We start from the raw sequence: 18,633 nt of genomic DNA, 5'->3' as shown, positions 1-18,633 counted from the left end.
ATTTAAAAAATAGTTTAGATGGAAAATTCCTGGGATTAGGATGCCGGGGGCGGGATTCGAACCCGCGATCTCACGGTATCCCAGGAATAAGTCAGAGCACTGCTTTATTACCCTATGAGCCGTGCGCTCTAACCAGCTGAGCCACCCCGGCATCTAACATATATATCTATTTTTATCATTACATTTAAAGTTTTGCTTTTTTTGTAAATTATGGCCATTTTTTAAAAAATATGCCAAAATTTAAAAACTCTTAAAGATATATCTATTAACAATATCATTCTTATAAGGAGATAATTTTATGAGTAAAGTTAAGGACATGTCTTTAGCACCTGAAGGTGTTAGAAAAATTGAATGGGTTCAAAAACACATGCCTGTTTTAGAACACATTAAACAAGAATATTTAGAAACCCAACCATTTAAAGGAATAACAATTGGGTCATGTTTACACTTAGAACCTAAAACAATTAATTTAGGTTTAACATTAATGGCTGGTGGGGCCGAAGTTGCAATGACAGGTTGTAATCCTCTATCCACTCATGATGATGCGGTTGCAGGTGCGGCCGATTTAGGTTTAAATGTTTATGGTTGGAGAGAACAAGATGATGAGGAATACTACCAAACCATTAACATGGTTCTTGACCACAAACCGGACATAATCATTGATGACGGAGCAGACATGATAATGGTTTTGCACAATGAAAGAACAGAATTGTTAAGCCACATTAAAGGAGCTTGTGAAGAAACCACAACCGGTGTGCACAGACTCCAAGCAATGCACGCTGATGGGGCATTAAAATTCCCGGTTATTGCAGTAAATGATGCTTATACAAAATATCTATTCGATAACAGATATGGTACAGGACAATCCAGTTTTGATGCAATCATGGGAACAACCAACATGGTAATTGCAGGAAAAACCGTTGTTGTTTGTGGATACGGCTGGTGCGGTCGTGGTTTAGCACTTAGGGCAGCAGGTCTCGGAGCGGATGTTATCGTAACTGAAGTAGATCCAATTCGTGCACTTGAAGCTAGAATGGATGGATACAGAGTAATGACCATTCGTGAAGCTGTAAAACAAGCTGATTTAATAATCACAGTAACTGGTAATGCCGATATTATCTGTGGAGACGACTTCAAATACATGAAAGACGGATGTATGCTTGCAAACTCAGGTCACTTTAATGTGGAAATCAATAGACCTGATTTAGAAGCTATTTCAACTGAAGTTAAGGAAGTACGTGAAAGTATTGAAGAATTCACAACAAAAGATGGTCGTAAGATTTACCTTTTAGCTGATGGAAGATTAGTTAACCTCTCTGCAGCCCGTGGTCAAGGTCACCCTGCAGAAATTATGGACATGAGTTTTGCTGTTCAGGCATTGTCTGCTAAACACATCTTGGAAAACGATTTGCCTGTAGGTGTTACAAAAGCACCTGATGAAATCGACTACAATGTAGCTACAATGAAATTGAAAGCTATGGGTATTGAAATTGATTCATTGACTGACAAACAAAAAGCTTACATGGCTAACTGGCAAGAAGGAACATAATTCCTTCACTTTTTTTATTTTTATGTCTTATTTTAGATACATAGATAATGGCAAAGGCCCTACCAAGTTATTTATTGGTGGAGTCCACGGTAATGAAGGTGTAACTTCTCTGAAATTCATCAAAAACATTGACACTGAAGATTTATCTTCAGGGCAGTTCTATTTTTATAATTTCGATAAAACTCCCTACATTTCAACAATTAAAAAAGAATACTATGAATCCGAAATAGGTCAGAAAATCTTAAATTTGATAGAATATTTCAACCCTGATTTTTATACGGAATTGCACTGTTACGACCTTAGAAATTATGAAAAGTTAACATCAATGGAAAGATATAAAAAAACAGGTATTCCTCCGTTGATTAAATTGGGAAATCATGTTTTGGTTTCATCAGTTTCTCCATTAATTAGAATGACTTATTTTTCAACTGATACTGTTTGCAAAACATTGGAATTTCCATGTTTTGAGAAATTAACTCCTGATGTTATTAAAAGATATAATTTTAATAGGGATTTGGCTATTGAGACCTATGAAAAACTTTTAAAACTAATTTTAAAATCACCTTCAAGAGAACATTTTGAAAGTGAGATGTTAAAAGAATATGCACCACAAGTTGAATTGGCTGTAAAGTATGCAAAAAAAGTTTTTGGCGAAGAATTTCCGCCTTATTAGAGTATTGATGGTTCCTGGGTAATTGGTGGTGAGAAACCATCAACACATGGATTCCATAAATATTTCCTTAAATAGCATTCGCAGCATCCATTACAGCTGCTATTTGTGTTTATACAATCTGGGGTGTGTGGTGGTAGATTGTATTTTATAGGAATCCATGTAATAGTTTAGTTTAATAAGTATTTAAATTTTAACTAAAACCATGCATCAAGACTACCTTGTGATGAATTTAAATTTTTAAGTCTGTCAGATGCTTTTATTACACGATCTTCGGAAAATCCATGTTCATAACATAAAAATTCGATAAGTTTGTCTTGTTTTGGAATTTCCCATTTAATTTTATAATCCGTATTTACGTTATGGTTTAGGAATATTTCACGAACTTCATCTAAATCATGGCTGGATTCTTTTTGAAGTTCAGCTATTTTTTCTTTTAACTGGCCTTTATGAGCTAATTTAAGAGCGGTTTTTGCACCAACTCCTTTAAGACCATCACAAAAATCAGTTCCAATTAAAATTCCCATATCAATTAATTCTTCTCGGTTAACATTCAGTTCTTTTAAAACTTTATCCAATTCATAATATTCCAAGTTTCCAAGGTTTGAATTAACTGCAAGGTTTCTAACAACTCTTTTAGCTCCAAACAATAAACAGTCATAATCTTGTGATGCAACAGCATAGGCATCACCTTTTGCAACTAAATATGCAGCTTGTGCTTCACCTTCTCCTTTAGCTTCAATATATGGGATTCCCATTAATGTTAATAATTTTTTAGAGGATTCAATTATTTCTGGAGATAATTTAGAAGATCTCATTGCAAATTTTCGGGCTTTTTCAGTATCACCCTGTGCCAAAGCTTCCTTGTAAATTTTTTCTGATTCTTCTCTTATTTCTCGTCTTTTTGCTTGTGTTTCACTTTTAAGTTCGGGTGCTTTACCATCAAAAACATAAATTGGTTTAATGTCTTTTTCAACCATTGAAGAGTTTCTATAAAGTATTCCGCTTAAATGAGAGGTAATATTACCGTTTTCATCAGTTAAAGGTCTTCCATCTCGTTGTCTTATTGTTGATAAGAATTGATATAGTGTATTGAATGCATCAATAGATACTGCTCTTCCTTCCAAGTCTCTAAATGTTATCGATTTAGGTTCAACAATGTCTTTTAGCTTAACACCCATTAATCACACCTCATCGGTGAAATAACTTAAAGGATAAGATTCTTTAGTCCATACCAATATTTTTCCATCATGTATCATTACATATTCACGTGTTAACATTTTTTCATTTGTTTGGAATAATTCTTTAAGTGTTGGGGTTGCCTTTTCGATTGTAATGTCTGTTATCTCTCTAAATGTTTCGATTCTATGTTTTCGAATTATCTTACCAAGCACTAATTTTTCTCCAACTAAATCTTCAATAATTCCTTCGCTGCATCGGGATTTAGGAAGGTATGACAGTGCATACATTAAAGGACGGCCGTGTTTATGGACAATAATTTCTCTGTGATGTACTTCTTCACCTTCTTCAACATCAACTTTCTCTGCAACATCTTTGTTTGCTTTTTCGAAACGTTGTTTTAATGTAAATAAATGGACTTCTCCGAATAAGGCATTGAGGACAGATGAAAGAGGTCCGTTAGTTGAAAGTACTATTTTTTGTGTTGTTGAGAGTTTAACGTTGTTTTCTTTTTCTACTTCCTTTATCTTTTCTTTTATTTCATTTTTTATGACATTGCTGTTAAATAACATGTTTACCTCCTAAATTTCTGTAAAATAGCTTACAGGAAACATTTCCTTAATCCACATTAATATTTCATCTTCATGAATGATAACATAATCACGAGCTAAAAAGTCTTCATCGGTGTTAAATAATTCTTGTAATCTTGAATTTGGTTTTTCGATGAAAATCCTATTTACTTCCCTTCTAGATTCGATATGGTAATTTTTCAAAATCCTACCAATCGGAATATCTGCTCGAAGCAGGTCACGGCAGATGTCTTCACTGCACCTTTCAAGAGGAACATGTGAAATTGCATAAATTAAAGGTTTGCCATTTTTATGCATTATAACTTCTCTAAAGTTAATTTCATCGCCTTCGCTAACATTAACTAATTTTGCATGTTCTCCATCAGCTATTCCAAAATGCTGATCTATTGTGAATAAATTGATTTTTCCGTATAACACATCTAAGATAGCTGTAATGGAACCATCTGTTGTTAAAAGAATTTTTTGCGTATTTGAGAATTTCTGACCATAACTGTCTTCAAGGTCGTTTATCTTTTCGATTAATCGTTTATTTGCTTCGTTTTTGTCTTGTGTCATTTAAATCACTATAAATCTTTTGGATTTGTTATAACCCCTGTAATTGCTGAAGCAGCAACCACTTTTGAGTTTGATAAGTATACTGAAGATTTTGGATCTCCCATTCTTCCTTTGAAATTTCTGTTTGTTGTAGAAATACAAACTTCTCCTTCAGATAAAACTCCCATATGTCCTCCAAGACATGGTCCGCATCCAGGATTACATATAATTGCCCCCGCATTTATGAAAGTATCGATGTAGCCTAAATGCATTGCTTTTTTATAAATTTCTCTTGAAGCTGGAAGTATTAATAATCTGACATCATCATTGATTTCATTACTTTCTAGAATTTCTGCAGCGTCTTTTAAATCAGAAAGCCTACCATTGGTACATGAACCGATTAAACATTGATCGATTGCTGTTCCTTCAATTTTTGATATGTCTTTAACATTGTCCACATCATTTGGGCATGCGATTTGCGGTTCCATATCATCAATGTCAAACAACATTTCTTTTTCATATATTGCATCATCATCTGATTTTATAATGTTTAATTCAGATTCTTTTTTACCGGTTCTTTTAGAGATGTAGTTGATAACCTCTTGATTTGGTTGCATTATTCCATTCTTAGCACCCATTTCAATTGCCATATTGCACATGGTTGCTCTTCCTTCAACACCCATGTTTTCTACGGTTTCACCGCAAAATTCGGCAGTTTTATATGTTGCACCTGCAATTCCGACTTCTCCAATGATATTTAGTATGATGTCTTTAGGTGCAATGTAAGGATTAATTTTCCCTACAACTTCCATTCTAATTGCTTGAGGAACCATAAACCATGTTTTACCAGTTGCCCAAACCATTGCAAGGTCTGTTGCACCCATTCCTGTTGAAAATGCTCCAAATGCACCATAAGTGCAGGTGTGTGAGTCAGCTCCGACAATGACCTTTCCAGGTTCAACCAATCCCATTTCGGGAACTACCTGATGGCAAATGCCTTCGCCGTGGATATATTTTTTAGTGATATTTTGGGTTTTTATAAATTCACGACAAACCTTTTGAAACTCCGCAGAACCAATGGTATTTGCTGGAACATTATGGTCAAAGATAATGGCTATTTTTTCAGGGTCCCATACCTTATCTGCTACCTTTTCAAATGTTTTAATTGCAGGTGGAGAAGTTCCGTCATGTGACATCGCAAGGTCCACTGGAATTTCAATTATTTCTCCAGGGGTAACTTCATGGCCCGCCTTTGCAGACAATATTTTTTCAGTAATATTCATAATAATGACCTATTTTTTAGTATTTTTAACAATTTCTCTGAATACTTGATCGTTGATGTATTTACCTTCTTCTCTTTGTTTTTTAACTTGTCTTACAATTTCTATTAATTCATCGTCACTAACGTCTAGTTCACATTCATTCAATTTGGCCCTAACAGCCCTACAGCCGGAATGTTTACCAAGAACTAATTGACGTTTCTGACCAACAAGTTCCGGAAGGTATGGTTCGTAACATAATGGTTCTTCGATAACTGCATCGACGTGAATTCCTGATTCGTGCCTAAACACGTTGTTTCCAACAACAGGTTTATTGTATGGGATTGGAAGACCGCTGGCCTTTGATACAAGGTCGGATAATTCCTTAATGTATTTGGTTTTAAATCCATAATCTTTTCCATATAATATTTTCATTGCCATAATAAGTTCTTCAAGTGATGCATTACCTGCTCTTTCCCCAATACCATTAACGGTAGTTGAAACAGCTTTTGCACCTGCTAAAACCCCAACAATTGAGTTTATAACGGCCAATCCAAAGTCATTGTGTAAGTGAACGGCAAGGTCAAGTTTTAAATCTTTAATAAGTTCACGGACTAAATAATCGATACCTTGAGGAGTAATAGCGCCTGTGGTATCCGCAATATGGACTCTGTCAGCTCCACATTCTTCAGCCTTTGAGTAAATGCGTTTTAAAAATTCAATATCTGTTCTTGTAGCATCTTCTGCTGAAAATGCAACAAATAATCCATGATCTTTGGCATAATCAACTGCGGTTTCACATAAATTAATTGCGTCCTGCCTTGTAATGTGCATTTTATGGTCTAGGTGAACATCTGAAGTTCCAACAAAAGTAATTACACCATCCACATCACAATCAAGGGCAGCATCAATGTCTTCTGGTTTTGTTCTAGTCAAACCTAAAATTGTAGCATCAAGGCCTTCATTAGCTATTGCTTTAACTGATTCTTTTTCCTTTTCAGATACTATTGGAAAACCGGCTTCTATTTGATGAATTTTAAATTGGTCTAGCTTTCTTGCGATTTCTAGCTTTTCATCAAAACTAAAACAAACTCCAGGGGTTTGCTCACCGTCCCGTAAGGTTGTATCATAAATAGTAATGTCTTCAGGGAATGTTAATTCACATTCTTTATTATAATGACTAATAAAATATTGCAATATAATCACTTCAGTAAAATTAAATTTAATATATAATATTATTATTTAATTATTATTATATTTTTTCCAAAAGTTCCATATATGAAGTTCTCTCAAAACCTTCTGTGATGCCTAATTTTTCAAAAAGTTCGAAAATTTTATCTTGTGCTTTACTGTAGTCTTCACCATCGTCTAGGGCAATTTCAATTTCCATATATGGGCTTAAACCTTCAACATCATCAAGTGAAATTTCAAAGTTTTCAAAAGTATAATACTGTCTGTTTTTTCTAACGGTTCTAGCTTCCCTAAAGCCAATTTCCTCAAAAATGTCTTTAGCTTTTTCGGCACTTTCGATGCTCATTTCAACTTCTTTTCGGGTTTTGGACTGTTGATCTATTTTAGGGCCTTTATATGTTATGAAAATGTCATTATTTGTTGTTCTAACTCTTAATGCCTCGTCGGTTTTTGCAAAATCTACAATAGGGCTTTGAAAGTAAATGTCTTCCTGAAATTCATGTTTGCTTTTGGTTGCACCGACTTTTTCTAGTCTTTCTTCCATTTCTTTAAAGCTGTTAATTTTAGCTTTCACTTCAACTTCAATCATTTTAATCAACAATTAAATTTTAATCTTTTATAAATAAAATTGTTGCTATTTAAATAGGCCATATAAAAATATGCATTTAAAACATGTAATTTAAGTTACATTTTGAAGACTTTTTGTTGATTAAAAAGTATAAAAATCAAAACGATATCTAATTTTTTTCAAAATCAGTATTTTTATAAAAATAATCTTAAAAATTAGTAAACTTTATAAAGGGGTATTGTCTAATACTGTTTTACATTTTATATATACAATTTAAGTTTTTTTTAAAAATTTAAAAATTTTTATTTTTTTAAAAAATTTCTTAATATATTTAAATAAACATAACTTTATATACTATTTAAATAAAATATTTATATAGTAAAAATTTAATTTTTTGTTTTCTTAAATTTTACTTAACTACTTTTATTAATAGAATTGGAGGTTTTAAATTGACCGATGTTGATATTAAAATTGAAAACATTGTTGCTTCTGCAAGCATTGGTAAGGACATCGTCTTAACTGAAGTGTCCGAAGCTTTAGAAGGGGTTAATTTTAATCGTGAACAGTTTCCAGGATTAGTTTTTAAACTTAAAGATCCTAAAACAGCAGCATTAATTTTTAGCTCTGGTAAGCTTGTTTGTACTGGAGCAAAATCTATAGATGATTCTAAATTGGCAATCAAGAAAACTGTAGATTTAATGAGGACAATTGATACTGAAATTCCTCATGAATTTGAAATTAAAATTCAAAACATTGTGGCTTCTGCAAACTTAGAATCCACATTAAACTTAGAAGCCGTAGCTTTAGAATTAGAAGACACTGAATATGAACCTGAACAATTCCCTGGTTTAGTATACAGATTATCTGACCCTAAAGTGGTTTTATTATTATTTGGTTCCGGTAAAGTTGTATGTACTGGTGCTAAAACAAAAAGCGACGCTAAATTAGGTGTCGAAAGAGCTTACGATAGATTAAGTGAGCTAGATTTAATATAATTGGTGGTATGATTGATAAAACTTGTAGTATTTGACTTAGATAACGTTATTATTGATGGTGAAGCAATAGATGAGATAGGAAAATTAGCAAATGTTGAAGAGGACATAGCTGAAATTACTGAAAAAGCTATGCAAGGTGAAATAGACTTTGAAACTTCTATTAAAGACAGAGTTCAACTTCTCGAAGGAACTTCTATTGAAGATATCGAAAAAGTTGCTGAAGATCTTCCATTAATGCCTGGAGCTTGCAAAACCATCAATTGTCTAAAAGAAAAAGATATTGATGTAGCTATCATTAGTGGTAGTTTTGATGTAGTGGCTGATAAAGTAACTGATAAACTTGGAGTTGACACAGTTTATACTAACAGTTTCACAGTCGAAGATGGTAAATTAACTGGTGAAGTGACTGGTCCTTTAGTATCTGGTTCCAAATTAGATGTATTGAAAGACCATGTCGAAGAAGCAGGAATTACTTTAGATGAAGTAGTTGCTGTTGGAGATGGCGCTAACGACATTTCCATGATTGAATCAGCAGGTTGCGGAATTGCATTCAATGCAAAAGATTCTGTAAAAGAAATTGCTGATGTAGTAGTAGAAGAAAAAGACTTGTGCAAAGTCTTATGTGAAATTCTTAATCAATTAACCACTGATGATGCTGAAACTGAAACTGTAGAAGAAGTAGCTGAAGAAGCTGAAGCTGAAACCGCTGAAGAAGAAGTAGTTGAAGAAACTGTTGAAGAAGCAGAAGAATCCGAATCCGAAGAAGTTGAAGAAGCTGAAGCTGAAGAATCCGAATCTGAAGATGAAGCTACTGAAGAAGAAAAAGCTAAACCTAAAAAAGCTGATAAAGGTCTTCCTGAATCCAACTTTGTTCTCGCAGACACTATTGAAGGTGTAAGAAAACAAAAAGATGAAAAAGAAGCTGAAATCTCCAAAGTTGCTGAAGAAAGAGAAGAATTCAACAAAATAGCTAAAGAACAACGTAAAATTAGAGATGAATTAAATGCATCTTTAAAAGAAAACTTAAACAAAGCTATTGAATTCAGAAACGAGCGTAATGAAATTAACAAAGCTGTTGAAGAAGCTAAAAAAGCTCGTAATGATGCAAACAATAAAATTAAAAGTTTAGAATGGTCTTCAGGAAAACGTGATAAAATCAAAATAGAAAACGAAATCAAAAAGATTGATAAAATCATTGAAACTCGCGTTTTAGACATTAAAAAAGAAAATCAGCTTGTTAAAAATGCAAACGATCTCAGAAAACAATTAATGGAAATTCATGAAGATGAATCCGTTAAATCCGAAGCTCAAGAGCTTAAAAAATTATCTGAAGAAGAGCACGAAAAAGTTATTACTCTTTCAGAAAAAGCTCAAGCTGCTCACGAAGAAATGCTTACTTACTTCAGAAAAACTGATGACATAAGAACTGCAGCTGATGAAGCACACAAAAAATTCATCGAAGCACGTAAAAACGCATCTGAAAAACACGAAGAATTTAAAGCTATCTTAAGTGACATTCATGTAATCAACAAAAAATTAGGTTCCAACAAACCTAAGAAAAGAAAACATGAAAACAAATCTTCAGGTTCTAATAAAAACCGTGAAGAAAAAGAAAGAGCTGAAGAGATCTTTGAAAAATTCAAACAAGGTGGAAAAGTATCTACAGAAGAGATCTTACTCTTACAAAAATACAATATAGGTTAAACAATTAACCTATCTTTTTTTTATTTTTTAGGTTTTAACATGTCAGAAGAAAAAATTGAAACTTGTTTTATCTGCGGTAAAAAATTTGACATGAACAAGGCAGACCTTGCCTATTATCGTAATGGAAAATATCCTATTTGCGATTTCTGTGCTGATTTTTATCGTTTTTATAACGAAGATTTATAACTTTTTTTCATAGAAATATTTTTATACTAGATATTATTTTAAATTAAATTCAGTTATTATTTTTTAATGGATGGGGAGATAGTATAAAAATGCATGAAGTAATTATTTGCGAAAAGCCGAGTTCAGCTGAAAAAATTGCCAAAGCACTTTCACCAAGTGCTAAAAAGAAAGTATATAATAAAAAAGTTAAATATTGGGAACTTCAAAGGGATTCAAAGGATATTACAGTATTATCTGGAGTTGGACATTTATACTCTCTAATTCCAAAAGAGGCAAGATACAGAGTGTCATTCAATCTTCATTGGGTTCCATCATACGAAGCAAGTAAAAGCAGTGCTTTTACAAAAAACTATCTCAGAGCCATTAAAAAATTCGGAAAAGATGCTGACTCCTATATTCATGCTTGCGATTACGATGTTGAAGGAACATTGATTGGTTACAATGCTTTAAAATATGCATGTGGTGGAGATTCACTAAAAAAAGCATCAAGAATGAAATTTTCCACATTAACTAAAAAAGACATAATTGAAGCTTATGAAAACAGAATTGACATTGACATGCATCAGGTAGACAACGGTATTGCTCGCCACATCCTGGATTACTATTTTGGAATGAATATTTCTATAGCATTATCCGATTCTGTACGTAAAACCAAGCACAGATTTTTAAAATTATCCGTTGGTAGGGTTCAAACTCCTACATTGTCTATTCTAGTTAAACGTGAAAAAGAAATCAGAGAATTTGTTCCAGAACCTTATTGGGTCATTAGGGCTATTCTTGACTTTGAGGGTATTGAAATCAAGCATGTTGATGGAAATATCTTTGATAGGCAATTGGCCGAAGAAATATTCAATAAGTGCAATGGCAAAGATGCTGTTGTTGATGAGATTGCATTTTCAAAATCAAAAACCAAAACACCTGTTCCATTTAATTTAAGCGGTCTTCAGGCCGAAGCTTACAATGTATTTGGATTTTCTCCAAAAAGAACACAGGTTGCAGCTCAAAACCTTTATAGTGCGGGTTATACATCTTATCCACGTACTTCATCTCAAAAATTACCTGAAAGTTTAGGTTTTAAATCAATTTTTGATCAATTATCTGCCAACCCAGAATTTAAAAAGCATATCTCCCAACTTCCTTCCAGACTAATACCTCATAACGGTAAAAAAGAGGATGCTGCTCACCCACCAATACATCCGACAGGCATTTTACCTGGAAAATTAAACAGTGATGAGCAAAAAATCTATAGTTTAATTGTTTATAGGTTCATTGCAGTGTTCTTTGAAGCTGCGGAATTCGAAACTATGAAGACAACTTTAGATATTGAGGGTGAAAAATTCAAGTTTTCAAGAAGAAGAGTCACTCATAAAGGATGGATGGATCATTATCCGTTTAGAAAAATAGATGATGAAAACTTCCCTGATGTTAAAGAAGGGGATGTAATGAGTGTAAAAGAGTTAATTTCTGATGAAAAAGAAACAAAACCTCCGGCTCGTTATAATCAGGCTTCCTTAATTAAAGAACTCGAGAAGAAAAATCTTGGTACAAAGGCAACCCGTGCTGATATTATTGATAAACTGTATGATAGGCAGTACATAGATGGAACTAAAATCGAAGTTAACCAGCTAGGCGAAAACTTAATAGATACTTTAAATGATTATTGTAGTGATTTAACAAGTGAAGAACTAACAAGAAACTTTGAAAATAAGCTTGAAGGCATTAATAAGGACGAATTCACTAAAGATGTTGTAATTGATGAAGGTAAAAAGGATGTCAGAGAAATTTTAAATGACATTGATAAAAACATGAAGGGAATCGGTTCCAAACTTTATGAAGCTTATCAGGAAAGCAATATTGTTGGGGAGTGTAAATGCGGTGGAAAGCTTGTTAAAAGGGCAGGCAGTTATGGTGACTTTGTAGGTTGTACCAATTATCCGGATTGTAAGATTACATATTCACTTCCAAGAAATGCAAATATTATTAAAAAGACCTGTGAAAAATGTGGTTTGCCGATGATTGCTGCTGGAAAAGGCAGAAACCGCCAGGAAATGTGTCTTGATCCTAATTGTGGTAAGGATAAAACAAAAACTTATACTCCTGAAAAAGTTGGGGAATGTCCTAAATGTGGAAAGCCACTCTTAAAACGTTCAGGTCGTTTCGGTGAATTTATTGGTTGTAAAGGTTTTCCAAAGTGTAACTTTACATGTTCTGTTGATGAACTTGAAAGTAAACTAAAATAATCTTTTTTTATTTTTTTCTAATTTTTTTAATATATATTTAATATGCAAAATACTTAATAAGGTTAAAAAATATAAATATATACCAATGAAAATATTCTTTAAATTTAACTTGATATTTTTATATTATAATTAAATATATTAGTTGTTTTGATTTGCAAAACAATATTATGTAACAAATTTTATTGAGGATTTAGATGAATAAAGAAACAATTATGACAATAACTAAGTCAGTAGTTATCATTTTAATTTTGATGGCAGTTGTTTTTGCATTAAAAATGCCTGCTGCAGATTTAAATGAAATTCCTGATGATTATAAAGCTGATTACATCGATTCCTCTGGTCTTCCTTATTTCAGTGAAATGGATTCATATTATAACTTAAGGTTGACTCAGGATTATGTAGATCATGGTTATGTCGGAGATGAAATGGTAAATGGTAGTGAATGGGATATGCATAGGTATGCCCCAACGGGTAATGAAATTGTTTACGAGCTGGGTATCGTAAAACTTACGGCGTTTTTACATGGCATAGCTAATCAGTTCTTTGGAGATTTATCTGTTAAAGAAGTTGCATTCTGGACAGGAGCTATAATTTCTACTTTAACTGTAATTCCGGCATTTATATTTTCAAGAAGATTGACAAACGATTATGGTGCAATTGTTGCAACATTGCTTATTGTGCTTGCACCGAACTACTTTGCACACACATTCCCTGGATTTTTCGATACAGATATGTTCTATTACATATTTTCATTGTTATTTATATTCTTCTTTGTAGAGAGTATAAGGGCAAAAAATATTATCTTTAAAATATTATTTGCAATAATATCCATTATTTCAATTGGTTTATTCTCACAATCATGGACTGGTTATATCTTTTACATAGGTCTTATGGGAATATTTACAGTTGCATACTTAATTGCATGTTACTACTTTAATGTTGGAGAAGAATCTCGGGAAGGATATGATAATAAAATTAAATGGTTTATCCATCAAAATGCATTCCTTTCTGTTATAATTTTAGGAATTATTGGATTTGTGGCTGCATTTATTTTCTATGGTGGAATTGACGGAGTAATTGGAATATTTTCTTCATTATTCGGTTTGCTTTCATTGCAATCTGCTTCCCAAGTTGTTGGTGGATTCCCGAACGTACTTATTTCCGTTGCAGAGATGCAAATGCCAAACCTTCTTGGGGCGGGCATGACTTCAGCATTCCTAGCTAATACTAATGGTGTAGTAAACGGTATTGGTGGTATTGCTGTATTATTTGCTGGTTTAATTGTTTTATACTCATTTGTTAAAAGGGCATTACAACTTAGAAAAGAAAACAATGAAAATCAGGTTTCCACTTCTAAAAAGCCACTTAAATCACAAAGAACTTCATCTGCTAAAAAAATCGATGATGGATTTAAATTAAAACTTAATGTAAGTAACTTTGAATTTGGTTCAACTGGTGAATTGTTATCTGACAAACGTTTAACTATATTATACGGTACATTATTTATTGTATGGGTAGTTGTTACTGCACTTGCGGTAAGTAGAGGTTCAAGGTTCATTACCACAATTGTATTGCCATTCGGGCTTATGGCAGGTATATTTGTAGGATTTGCTACAGATTACGTTAAAAACAAATTGGACGATGATAAATGGACTCTTGCAATTGTATTCTTATGCGCATTCCTTGCAGGTGTTCCATTAGCTACCATCAATTTAATTTTTGGAGTTCTTTTATTCGTAGCCATTTTTGCCATTGGTCTATTAGTTGTTTATGGATTGAAATCAAATTCAGCAACACAAAAAACTCCAATTAAAAAATATGTTGTAATTATAGCTATTGTACTCGCATTAATCACACCAAGTATCTGTGGGGCTTGGCAAACTTCAGACACCGTTGTTCCGGGTACTAGTGATCCAATGTACAATTCAATGAAATGGATTGACGAAACTCAACCTGATGATACTGTAATCACATCCTGGTGGGACTTCGGTTACCTCTTTGAGATTGCTGCTGATAAACAAGTAACATTCGATGGGGGGTCCCAGACAGGTGAACGTGCCTTCTGGTTAGGTCAAGCAATGACAACTGATAATCTTGAATTGTCTGCAGGCATATTTAGAATGTTGGATTCATCTGGAGAACAAGCTGATACAATATTAACTGAGATAACTGGTGATACTGGTAAAGCTACTGATATTCTCATTGATATCTTACCAAAAACAGCTAGTGATGCTCAAAGCACATTAATTAATAAGTATCACTTAACTAGTGCTCAAGCAAAAGAAGTTGTAAGTTACACTCACCCTAAAGACCCACGTCCGGTAATATTTGTTGCATCTTCAGATATGCTTCAAAAAGCAGGTTGGTGGAGTTACTTTGGTGCATGGGACTTTGAAAACCAAACCTCTGAAAACTACAACTATTATGTACCTACATCTCAAGTAGAGGTTCAACCAGGCCACACTGGTAAATTAACATTACTTGAAGACCAAGGAATGACCATTAATGCTGTAATTGAAAGAGGTAATGGTAACAATACAACCACTGCATACACTGAATCTGTCTACACAGATAGTGGTGAACCAATAATGGTAAATGATACTGAATACAACCCACTTAAAGCATCTAACATTATTTTAATTGAAGATGGATACATTGTTAAAAATGAATCCATTAAAGGTGCTTCTGATGGAAATTACACTTTATTCATCATGGGTGAAAATAATCAGTACACACCGATTTTAATGAGCAACGAATTATCTAATTCAATGTTTACTCAATTATACCTTTTAGGTGGTAGCGGTCAAAACATATTTGAACCGGTACATGCTGAAAGTGGTGTAATGCTATTTAAAGTAAACTTTGATAATACTGTTGCCGGTGGATCTTAAATAATTGATTAGGATTTCCCTAATCTTTTCTTTTTTTATTTTTTTGGTGATATTTAATGGGAATAGAAGATAAAATCAAATCTATCGAAGAAGAAATTCAAAAAACACCATATAATAAAGCTACTTCACACCACATTGGTAAACTTAAAGCTAAATTATCTAAATTAAAAGAAGAATCTCTTCAAAGAAGCAGTGGCGGTTCTAAAGGCCAAGGTTTCCATATAAAAAAGACTGGAGACGCTACTGTAGTTTTAGTAGGTTTTCCTTCAGTTGGAAAATCCACACTTTTAAATGAGATTACCAATGCGGAGAGTAAAGTTGGAGCATATCAGTTTACAACATTAGATATTGTTCCTGGTGTAATGGAGCATAAGAATGCTAAAATTCAGGTTTTTGATATTCCTGGAATTATTACAGGTGCAAGTAGCGGTAAAGGAAGAGGTAAAGAAATCTTATCTGTAGCTAGAACAGCTGATTTAATTTTAGTTGTTCTTGATACTTTAAATCCACAACATTTGGATGTTATTTTAAACGAACTTAGAAATATTGGTATCCGACCTAATGAAAAACCACCTGATGTTACGGTTAAGAGAAAAAAACTTGGTGGGGTAAAAGTTTCTTCAACTTGTCCACTTACCCATTTGGATGAAAAAACAATCAGGTCAATAATTAATGAGTATGGAATGCACAATGCAGATGTACTTTTCAGAGATGATGTAACAATCGACCAGTTCATTGATGTTTTGGACAGAAACAAGTCATATGTTCCAATGTTAATCTTATTGAATAAAGTCGATTTAGTTGATGAAAACTATATTGAAGAGCTTAAAAAATACATTCCTGATTTCATTCCAATTTCTGCTGACAAAAAAACAAATATCGACGAGCTAAAAGATTTAATATTTGATAATTTAGATTTGGTTCGTGTTTATCTAAAGCCTCAAGGACGTAAAGCAGACATGGAAGATCCATTGGTTATCAAAAAAGGTTCTACTGTAATAGATGCATGTGGAAAACTTCATAGGGAATTCGTTAAAAACTTCCGTCATGCAAAAGTTTGGGGAACTTCAGTCAAATTCCCAGGTCAAAAAGTAGGTCCGGACCATGTGCTTGAAGATGAAGATGTTTTAAGAATTATTCTCAAAAAATAATTCTTCTTTTTTTGATTTTTATGTATAAAACTATTTTTATAACTGGAACTCCTTGTACAGGAAAAACCACTGTTAGTGAAGTTTTATCAAATCGTTTAAACTGTAACTTAATTAAAATTAATGATTTAGCAATCGAAAACGATTTTGTTTTAGGAATTGACGAAGATAAAGGATATAAAGTCATTGATATAGATGCATTGGATGATGAAGTTTCTAATCTTATTAGTGATAAACTAACTATTTTTGAAGGGCATTTGTCTCATTTATGTCATGGGGCAGATAAGGTAATAGTTTTAAGGGTTAGGCCTGAAATTCTACAAAAAAGATTAAATGCCCGTGATTATTCAGAATCTAAAATCCGTGAAAACCTGGAAGCTGAAGCATTAGGGGTTTGCACTTCAGAAGCTTTTGAAATTCATGGTGAAAATGTATCCGAGATTGATGTAAGTGATTTATCAGTTGATGAGATTGTTGATTTGATTATTTCTATTATTGATGGTGATTCAGATTATTCAGTCGGCGAAATTGATTTTATGGACTTCTTAATTAATTAATTTTTTTTCAATAATTTTACTTTTTTTCAAATTATCCAAAAAATGCACAACCTTTATAAATAGTAACAAACATAATTATTCTTAATATTCATATTAACCTAAGGTTAAGTTTTTAACTATGGTTTTTGTTTTAATTTGCGCAAATCATTTTAATCCAATTAATGAATATTATATCCTACAGAAGGAGGATATCTTTGAGTAGAGGAAAACGACCTAAGTGGATGATTGAAATAGCGATTGAAAGAATGGAAATTCTTTTTAGTCGTGCTGAGATGGAATTCATCAACCATCCGGAACGATCTCATCGTTACGTAGAACTTGCGTTGAAATTATCTACTAAATACAATATTAAAGTCCCTGAAAAATGGTCAAGAAGATATTGTCGGAAATGTAAGAAGTTTCTCTACCCTGGTCATAATTGCACCGTCCGGCTAGTTAACTCGGAGGTTAACATTTTTTGTGGTGAATGTGGCCATGTTATGAAAATTCCTTATCATAAGGAAAAAAAGTTAAAAAGGAGAGCTAAATATGAGTCAAGATAAAAAAGAAATGATGAATAGAGCTCTTTCCGCTATGACAATTAATATTGGTAAAAATGGTGTCAATGATAATGTCATTGAAGAGATTATACGCCAATTGGAAGCTAATGAGATTGTCAAACTTAAATTTGCAAAAAATATCGCTAGAGATAAAGATAAATATATAGATGACATTGTTACTCAAACAAGAGCTAAACTCATTGATGTTAGAGGACATGTTGCTGTTATTTATAAAAAAAAGCCTTAAACATTTTAAATTTAGAGTTACAGGCCCTATTTTTTTAGGTCTTAAATTTACAGTGGATTAAGCTACATTATTTAATAAAATAATTGGAGAATTAATATGACTACTGTATTTGATGTACCTGCAGATTTATTAATTGAAAAAGTCGCAGAAGAATTTAAAAATAATGATAAAATCAATTCCCCTGCATGGTCCAATTTTGTTAAAACTGGTGTTCACAAAGAAAGGAAACCAGAAAATGCAGATTGGTGGTATGTAAGAACTGCTTCTATTATCAGAAGAGTTTACATGGACGGTCCTGTAGGAGTTATGAGTTTAAGAACTTTCTACGGTGGTAAAAAAGACCGTGGTGTACGTCCTGAAGTATTTAGAAAAGGTAGCGGATCTATTATTAGAAACGCATTACACCAATTAGAAGATGCAGGATTTGTTGAAAAAGTTGAAGGTGGAAGAGTTGTTACCCCAGCAGGAAGATCATTCTTAGATAAAATTTCTGCTGAAATCATTAAAGATATTCCTGAACTTGAAAAATACTAATTAATTTATTTGGGGAGTTTGATATGAGCGATTTAGATGAAATTCGTCAAAA

The 18,633-nt window shown here is 32.9% G+C and carries 18 protein-coding genes and 1 tRNA gene; 12 read left to right on the top strand and 7 right to left on the bottom strand.

Annotated features, from left to right (window positions below):
- Positions 1–41 precede the first annotated feature (41 nt).
- Positions 42–151, bottom strand: a tRNA-Met gene (locus ACKI32_RS01925).
- A gap of 147 nt (positions 152–298) precedes the next feature.
- Between ACKI32_RS01925 and ACKI32_RS01920 the strand changes: the two genes are divergently transcribed.
- Together ACKI32_RS01920 and ACKI32_RS01915 are read left to right on the top strand one after the other, a co-directional pair.
- Positions 299–1,549 (top strand): adenosylhomocysteinase, encoded by a 1,251-nt coding sequence (locus tag ACKI32_RS01920; RefSeq protein WP_407412990.1) that lies wholly within the window; start codon positions 299–301, stop codon positions 1,547–1,549.
- A 22-nt stretch (positions 1,550–1,571) separates the two neighbouring features.
- Entirely contained in the window at positions 1,572–2,222 is a 651-nt protein-coding gene (locus ACKI32_RS01915; RefSeq protein ID WP_407412989.1) for a DUF2119 domain-containing protein, read from the top strand.
- A gap of 194 nt (positions 2,223–2,416) precedes the next feature.
- Here ACKI32_RS01915 and fen read toward each other — a convergent pair whose 3' ends face one another.
- Genes fen through cyaB form a run of 6 tightly spaced genes read right to left on the bottom strand, consistent with a single transcriptional unit; the run spans position 2,417 to position 7,561 of the window.
- Positions 2,417–3,400 (bottom strand): flap endonuclease-1, encoded by a 984-nt coding sequence (fen, locus tag ACKI32_RS01910; protein WP_407412988.1) that lies wholly within the window; start codon positions 3,398–3,400, stop codon positions 2,417–2,419.
- 3 nt (positions 3,401–3,403) lie between these two features.
- A complete protein-coding gene (locus tag ACKI32_RS01905; RefSeq protein WP_407412987.1) occupies positions 3,404–3,970 on the bottom strand; it encodes a chorismate--pyruvate lyase family protein in 567 nt (188 codons plus the stop codon).
- 9 nt (positions 3,971–3,979) lie between these two features.
- Complete coding sequence (locus ACKI32_RS01900) at positions 3,980–4,543, bottom strand: chorismate--pyruvate lyase family protein (protein ID WP_407412986.1); 564 nt, start codon at positions 4,541–4,543, stop codon at positions 3,980–3,982.
- A gap of 8 nt (positions 4,544–4,551) precedes the next feature.
- A complete protein-coding gene (gene hacA / locus ACKI32_RS01895; RefSeq protein ID WP_407412985.1) occupies positions 4,552–5,805 on the bottom strand; it encodes a homoaconitase large subunit in 1,254 nt (417 codons plus the stop codon).
- Between the two features lie 9 nt (positions 5,806–5,814).
- A complete protein-coding gene (locus ACKI32_RS01890; RefSeq protein ID WP_407412984.1) occupies positions 5,815–6,978 on the bottom strand; it encodes a homocitrate synthase family protein in 1,164 nt (387 codons plus the stop codon).
- A 55-nt stretch (positions 6,979–7,033) separates the two neighbouring features.
- Positions 7,034–7,561, bottom strand: a complete 528-nt coding sequence (gene cyaB, locus ACKI32_RS01885; RefSeq protein ID WP_407412991.1) for a class IV adenylate cyclase — start codon at positions 7,559–7,561, stop codon at positions 7,034–7,036.
- Between the two features lie 428 nt (positions 7,562–7,989).
- Between cyaB and ACKI32_RS01880 the strand changes: the two genes are divergently transcribed.
- The 10 genes from ACKI32_RS01880 (at position 7,990) to ACKI32_RS01835 (ending at position 18,581) form a co-directional block, all read left to right on the top strand.
- Positions 7,990–8,535 (top strand): TATA-box-binding protein, encoded by a 546-nt coding sequence (locus ACKI32_RS01880; protein WP_407412983.1) that lies wholly within the window; start codon positions 7,990–7,992, stop codon positions 8,533–8,535.
- 12 nt (positions 8,536–8,547) lie between these two features.
- Positions 8,548–10,239 (top strand): phosphoserine phosphatase SerB, encoded by a 1,692-nt coding sequence (gene serB, locus ACKI32_RS01875; RefSeq protein ID WP_407412982.1) that lies wholly within the window; start codon positions 8,548–8,550, stop codon positions 10,237–10,239.
- A 39-nt stretch (positions 10,240–10,278) separates the two neighbouring features.
- A complete protein-coding gene (locus tag ACKI32_RS01870; RefSeq protein WP_407412981.1) occupies positions 10,279–10,425 on the top strand; it encodes a hypothetical protein in 147 nt (48 codons plus the stop codon).
- A gap of 89 nt (positions 10,426–10,514) precedes the next feature.
- Positions 10,515–12,665: a DNA topoisomerase I gene (gene topA, locus ACKI32_RS01865; RefSeq protein ID WP_407412980.1), complete on the top strand. Its 2,151-nt coding sequence runs from the start codon at positions 10,515–10,517 to the stop codon at positions 12,663–12,665.
- 194 nt (positions 12,666–12,859) lie between these two features.
- Complete coding sequence (locus tag ACKI32_RS01860) at positions 12,860–15,556, top strand: STT3 domain-containing protein (protein ID WP_407412979.1); 2,697 nt, start codon at positions 12,860–12,862, stop codon at positions 15,554–15,556.
- A 56-nt stretch (positions 15,557–15,612) separates the two neighbouring features.
- Entirely contained in the window at positions 15,613–16,707 is a 1,095-nt protein-coding gene (locus ACKI32_RS01855) for an OBG GTPase family GTP-binding protein (RefSeq protein ID WP_407412978.1), read from the top strand.
- A 20-nt stretch (positions 16,708–16,727) separates the two neighbouring features.
- Positions 16,728–17,261, top strand: a complete 534-nt coding sequence (locus tag ACKI32_RS01850; RefSeq protein ID WP_407412977.1) for an adenylate kinase family protein — start codon at positions 16,728–16,730, stop codon at positions 17,259–17,261.
- A gap of 194 nt (positions 17,262–17,455) precedes the next feature.
- Positions 17,456–17,803 carry a ribonuclease P protein component 4 gene (locus tag ACKI32_RS01845; protein ID WP_407412976.1) on the top strand — a complete coding sequence of 116 codons (348 nt, stop codon included), beginning with the start codon at positions 17,456–17,458 and terminating at the stop codon, positions 17,801–17,803.
- Positions 17,790–18,047 (top strand): YhbY family RNA-binding protein, encoded by a 258-nt coding sequence (locus ACKI32_RS01840; protein ID WP_407412975.1) that lies wholly within the window; start codon positions 17,790–17,792, stop codon positions 18,045–18,047. The genes ACKI32_RS01845 and ACKI32_RS01840 overlap by 14 nt, the downstream gene beginning before the upstream one ends.
- Before the next feature lie 96 nt (positions 18,048–18,143).
- The gene (locus tag ACKI32_RS01835; protein ID WP_407412974.1) at positions 18,144–18,581 is read left to right on the top strand and encodes a 30S ribosomal protein S19e; all 438 of its coding nucleotides are present in this window, start codon (positions 18,144–18,146) and stop codon (positions 18,579–18,581) included.
- Positions 18,582–18,633: the final 52 nt, after the last annotated feature.

Source organism: Methanobrevibacter sp., from assembly GCF_045611865.1.
Classification (GTDB): domain Archaea; phylum Methanobacteriota; class Methanobacteria; order Methanobacteriales; family Methanobacteriaceae; genus Methanocatella.
This window is presented reverse-complemented; position numbering and strand designations above follow the sequence as displayed.

Coding starts and splice junctions, on each gene's coding strand:
- ACKI32_RS01900 (WP_407412986.1), bottom strand. CDS start 4,543: ATGACACAAGACAAAAACGAAGCAAATAAACGATTAATCGAAAAGATA.
- ACKI32_RS01915 (WP_407412989.1), top strand. CDS start 1,572: ATGTCTTATTTTAGATACATAGATAATGGCAAAGGCCCTACCAAGTTA.
- ACKI32_RS01905 (WP_407412987.1), bottom strand. CDS start 3,970: ATGTTATTTAACAGCAATGTCATAAAAAATGAAATAAAAGAAAAGATA.
- fen (WP_407412988.1), bottom strand. CDS start 3,400: ATGGGTGTTAAGCTAAAAGACATTGTTGAACCTAAATCGATAACATTT.
- topA (WP_407412980.1), top strand. CDS start 10,515: ATGCATGAAGTAATTATTTGCGAAAAGCCGAGTTCAGCTGAAAAAATT.
- ACKI32_RS01850 (WP_407412977.1), top strand. CDS start 16,728: ATGTATAAAACTATTTTTATAACTGGAACTCCTTGTACAGGAAAAACC.
- ACKI32_RS01855 (WP_407412978.1), top strand. CDS start 15,613: ATGGGAATAGAAGATAAAATCAAATCTATCGAAGAAGAAATTCAAAAA.
- ACKI32_RS01920 (WP_407412990.1), top strand. CDS start 299: ATGAGTAAAGTTAAGGACATGTCTTTAGCACCTGAAGGTGTTAGAAAA.
- cyaB (WP_407412991.1), bottom strand. CDS start 7,561: ATGATTGAAGTTGAAGTGAAAGCTAAAATTAACAGCTTTAAAGAAATG.
- ACKI32_RS01870 (WP_407412981.1), top strand. CDS start 10,279: ATGTCAGAAGAAAAAATTGAAACTTGTTTTATCTGCGGTAAAAAATTT.
- ACKI32_RS01840 (WP_407412975.1), top strand. CDS start 17,790: ATGAGTCAAGATAAAAAAGAAATGATGAATAGAGCTCTTTCCGCTATG.
- hacA (WP_407412985.1), bottom strand. CDS start 5,805: ATGAATATTACTGAAAAAATATTGTCTGCAAAGGCGGGCCATGAAGTT.
- ACKI32_RS01835 (WP_407412974.1), top strand. CDS start 18,144: ATGACTACTGTATTTGATGTACCTGCAGATTTATTAATTGAAAAAGTC.
- ACKI32_RS01860 (WP_407412979.1), top strand. CDS start 12,860: ATGAATAAAGAAACAATTATGACAATAACTAAGTCAGTAGTTATCATT.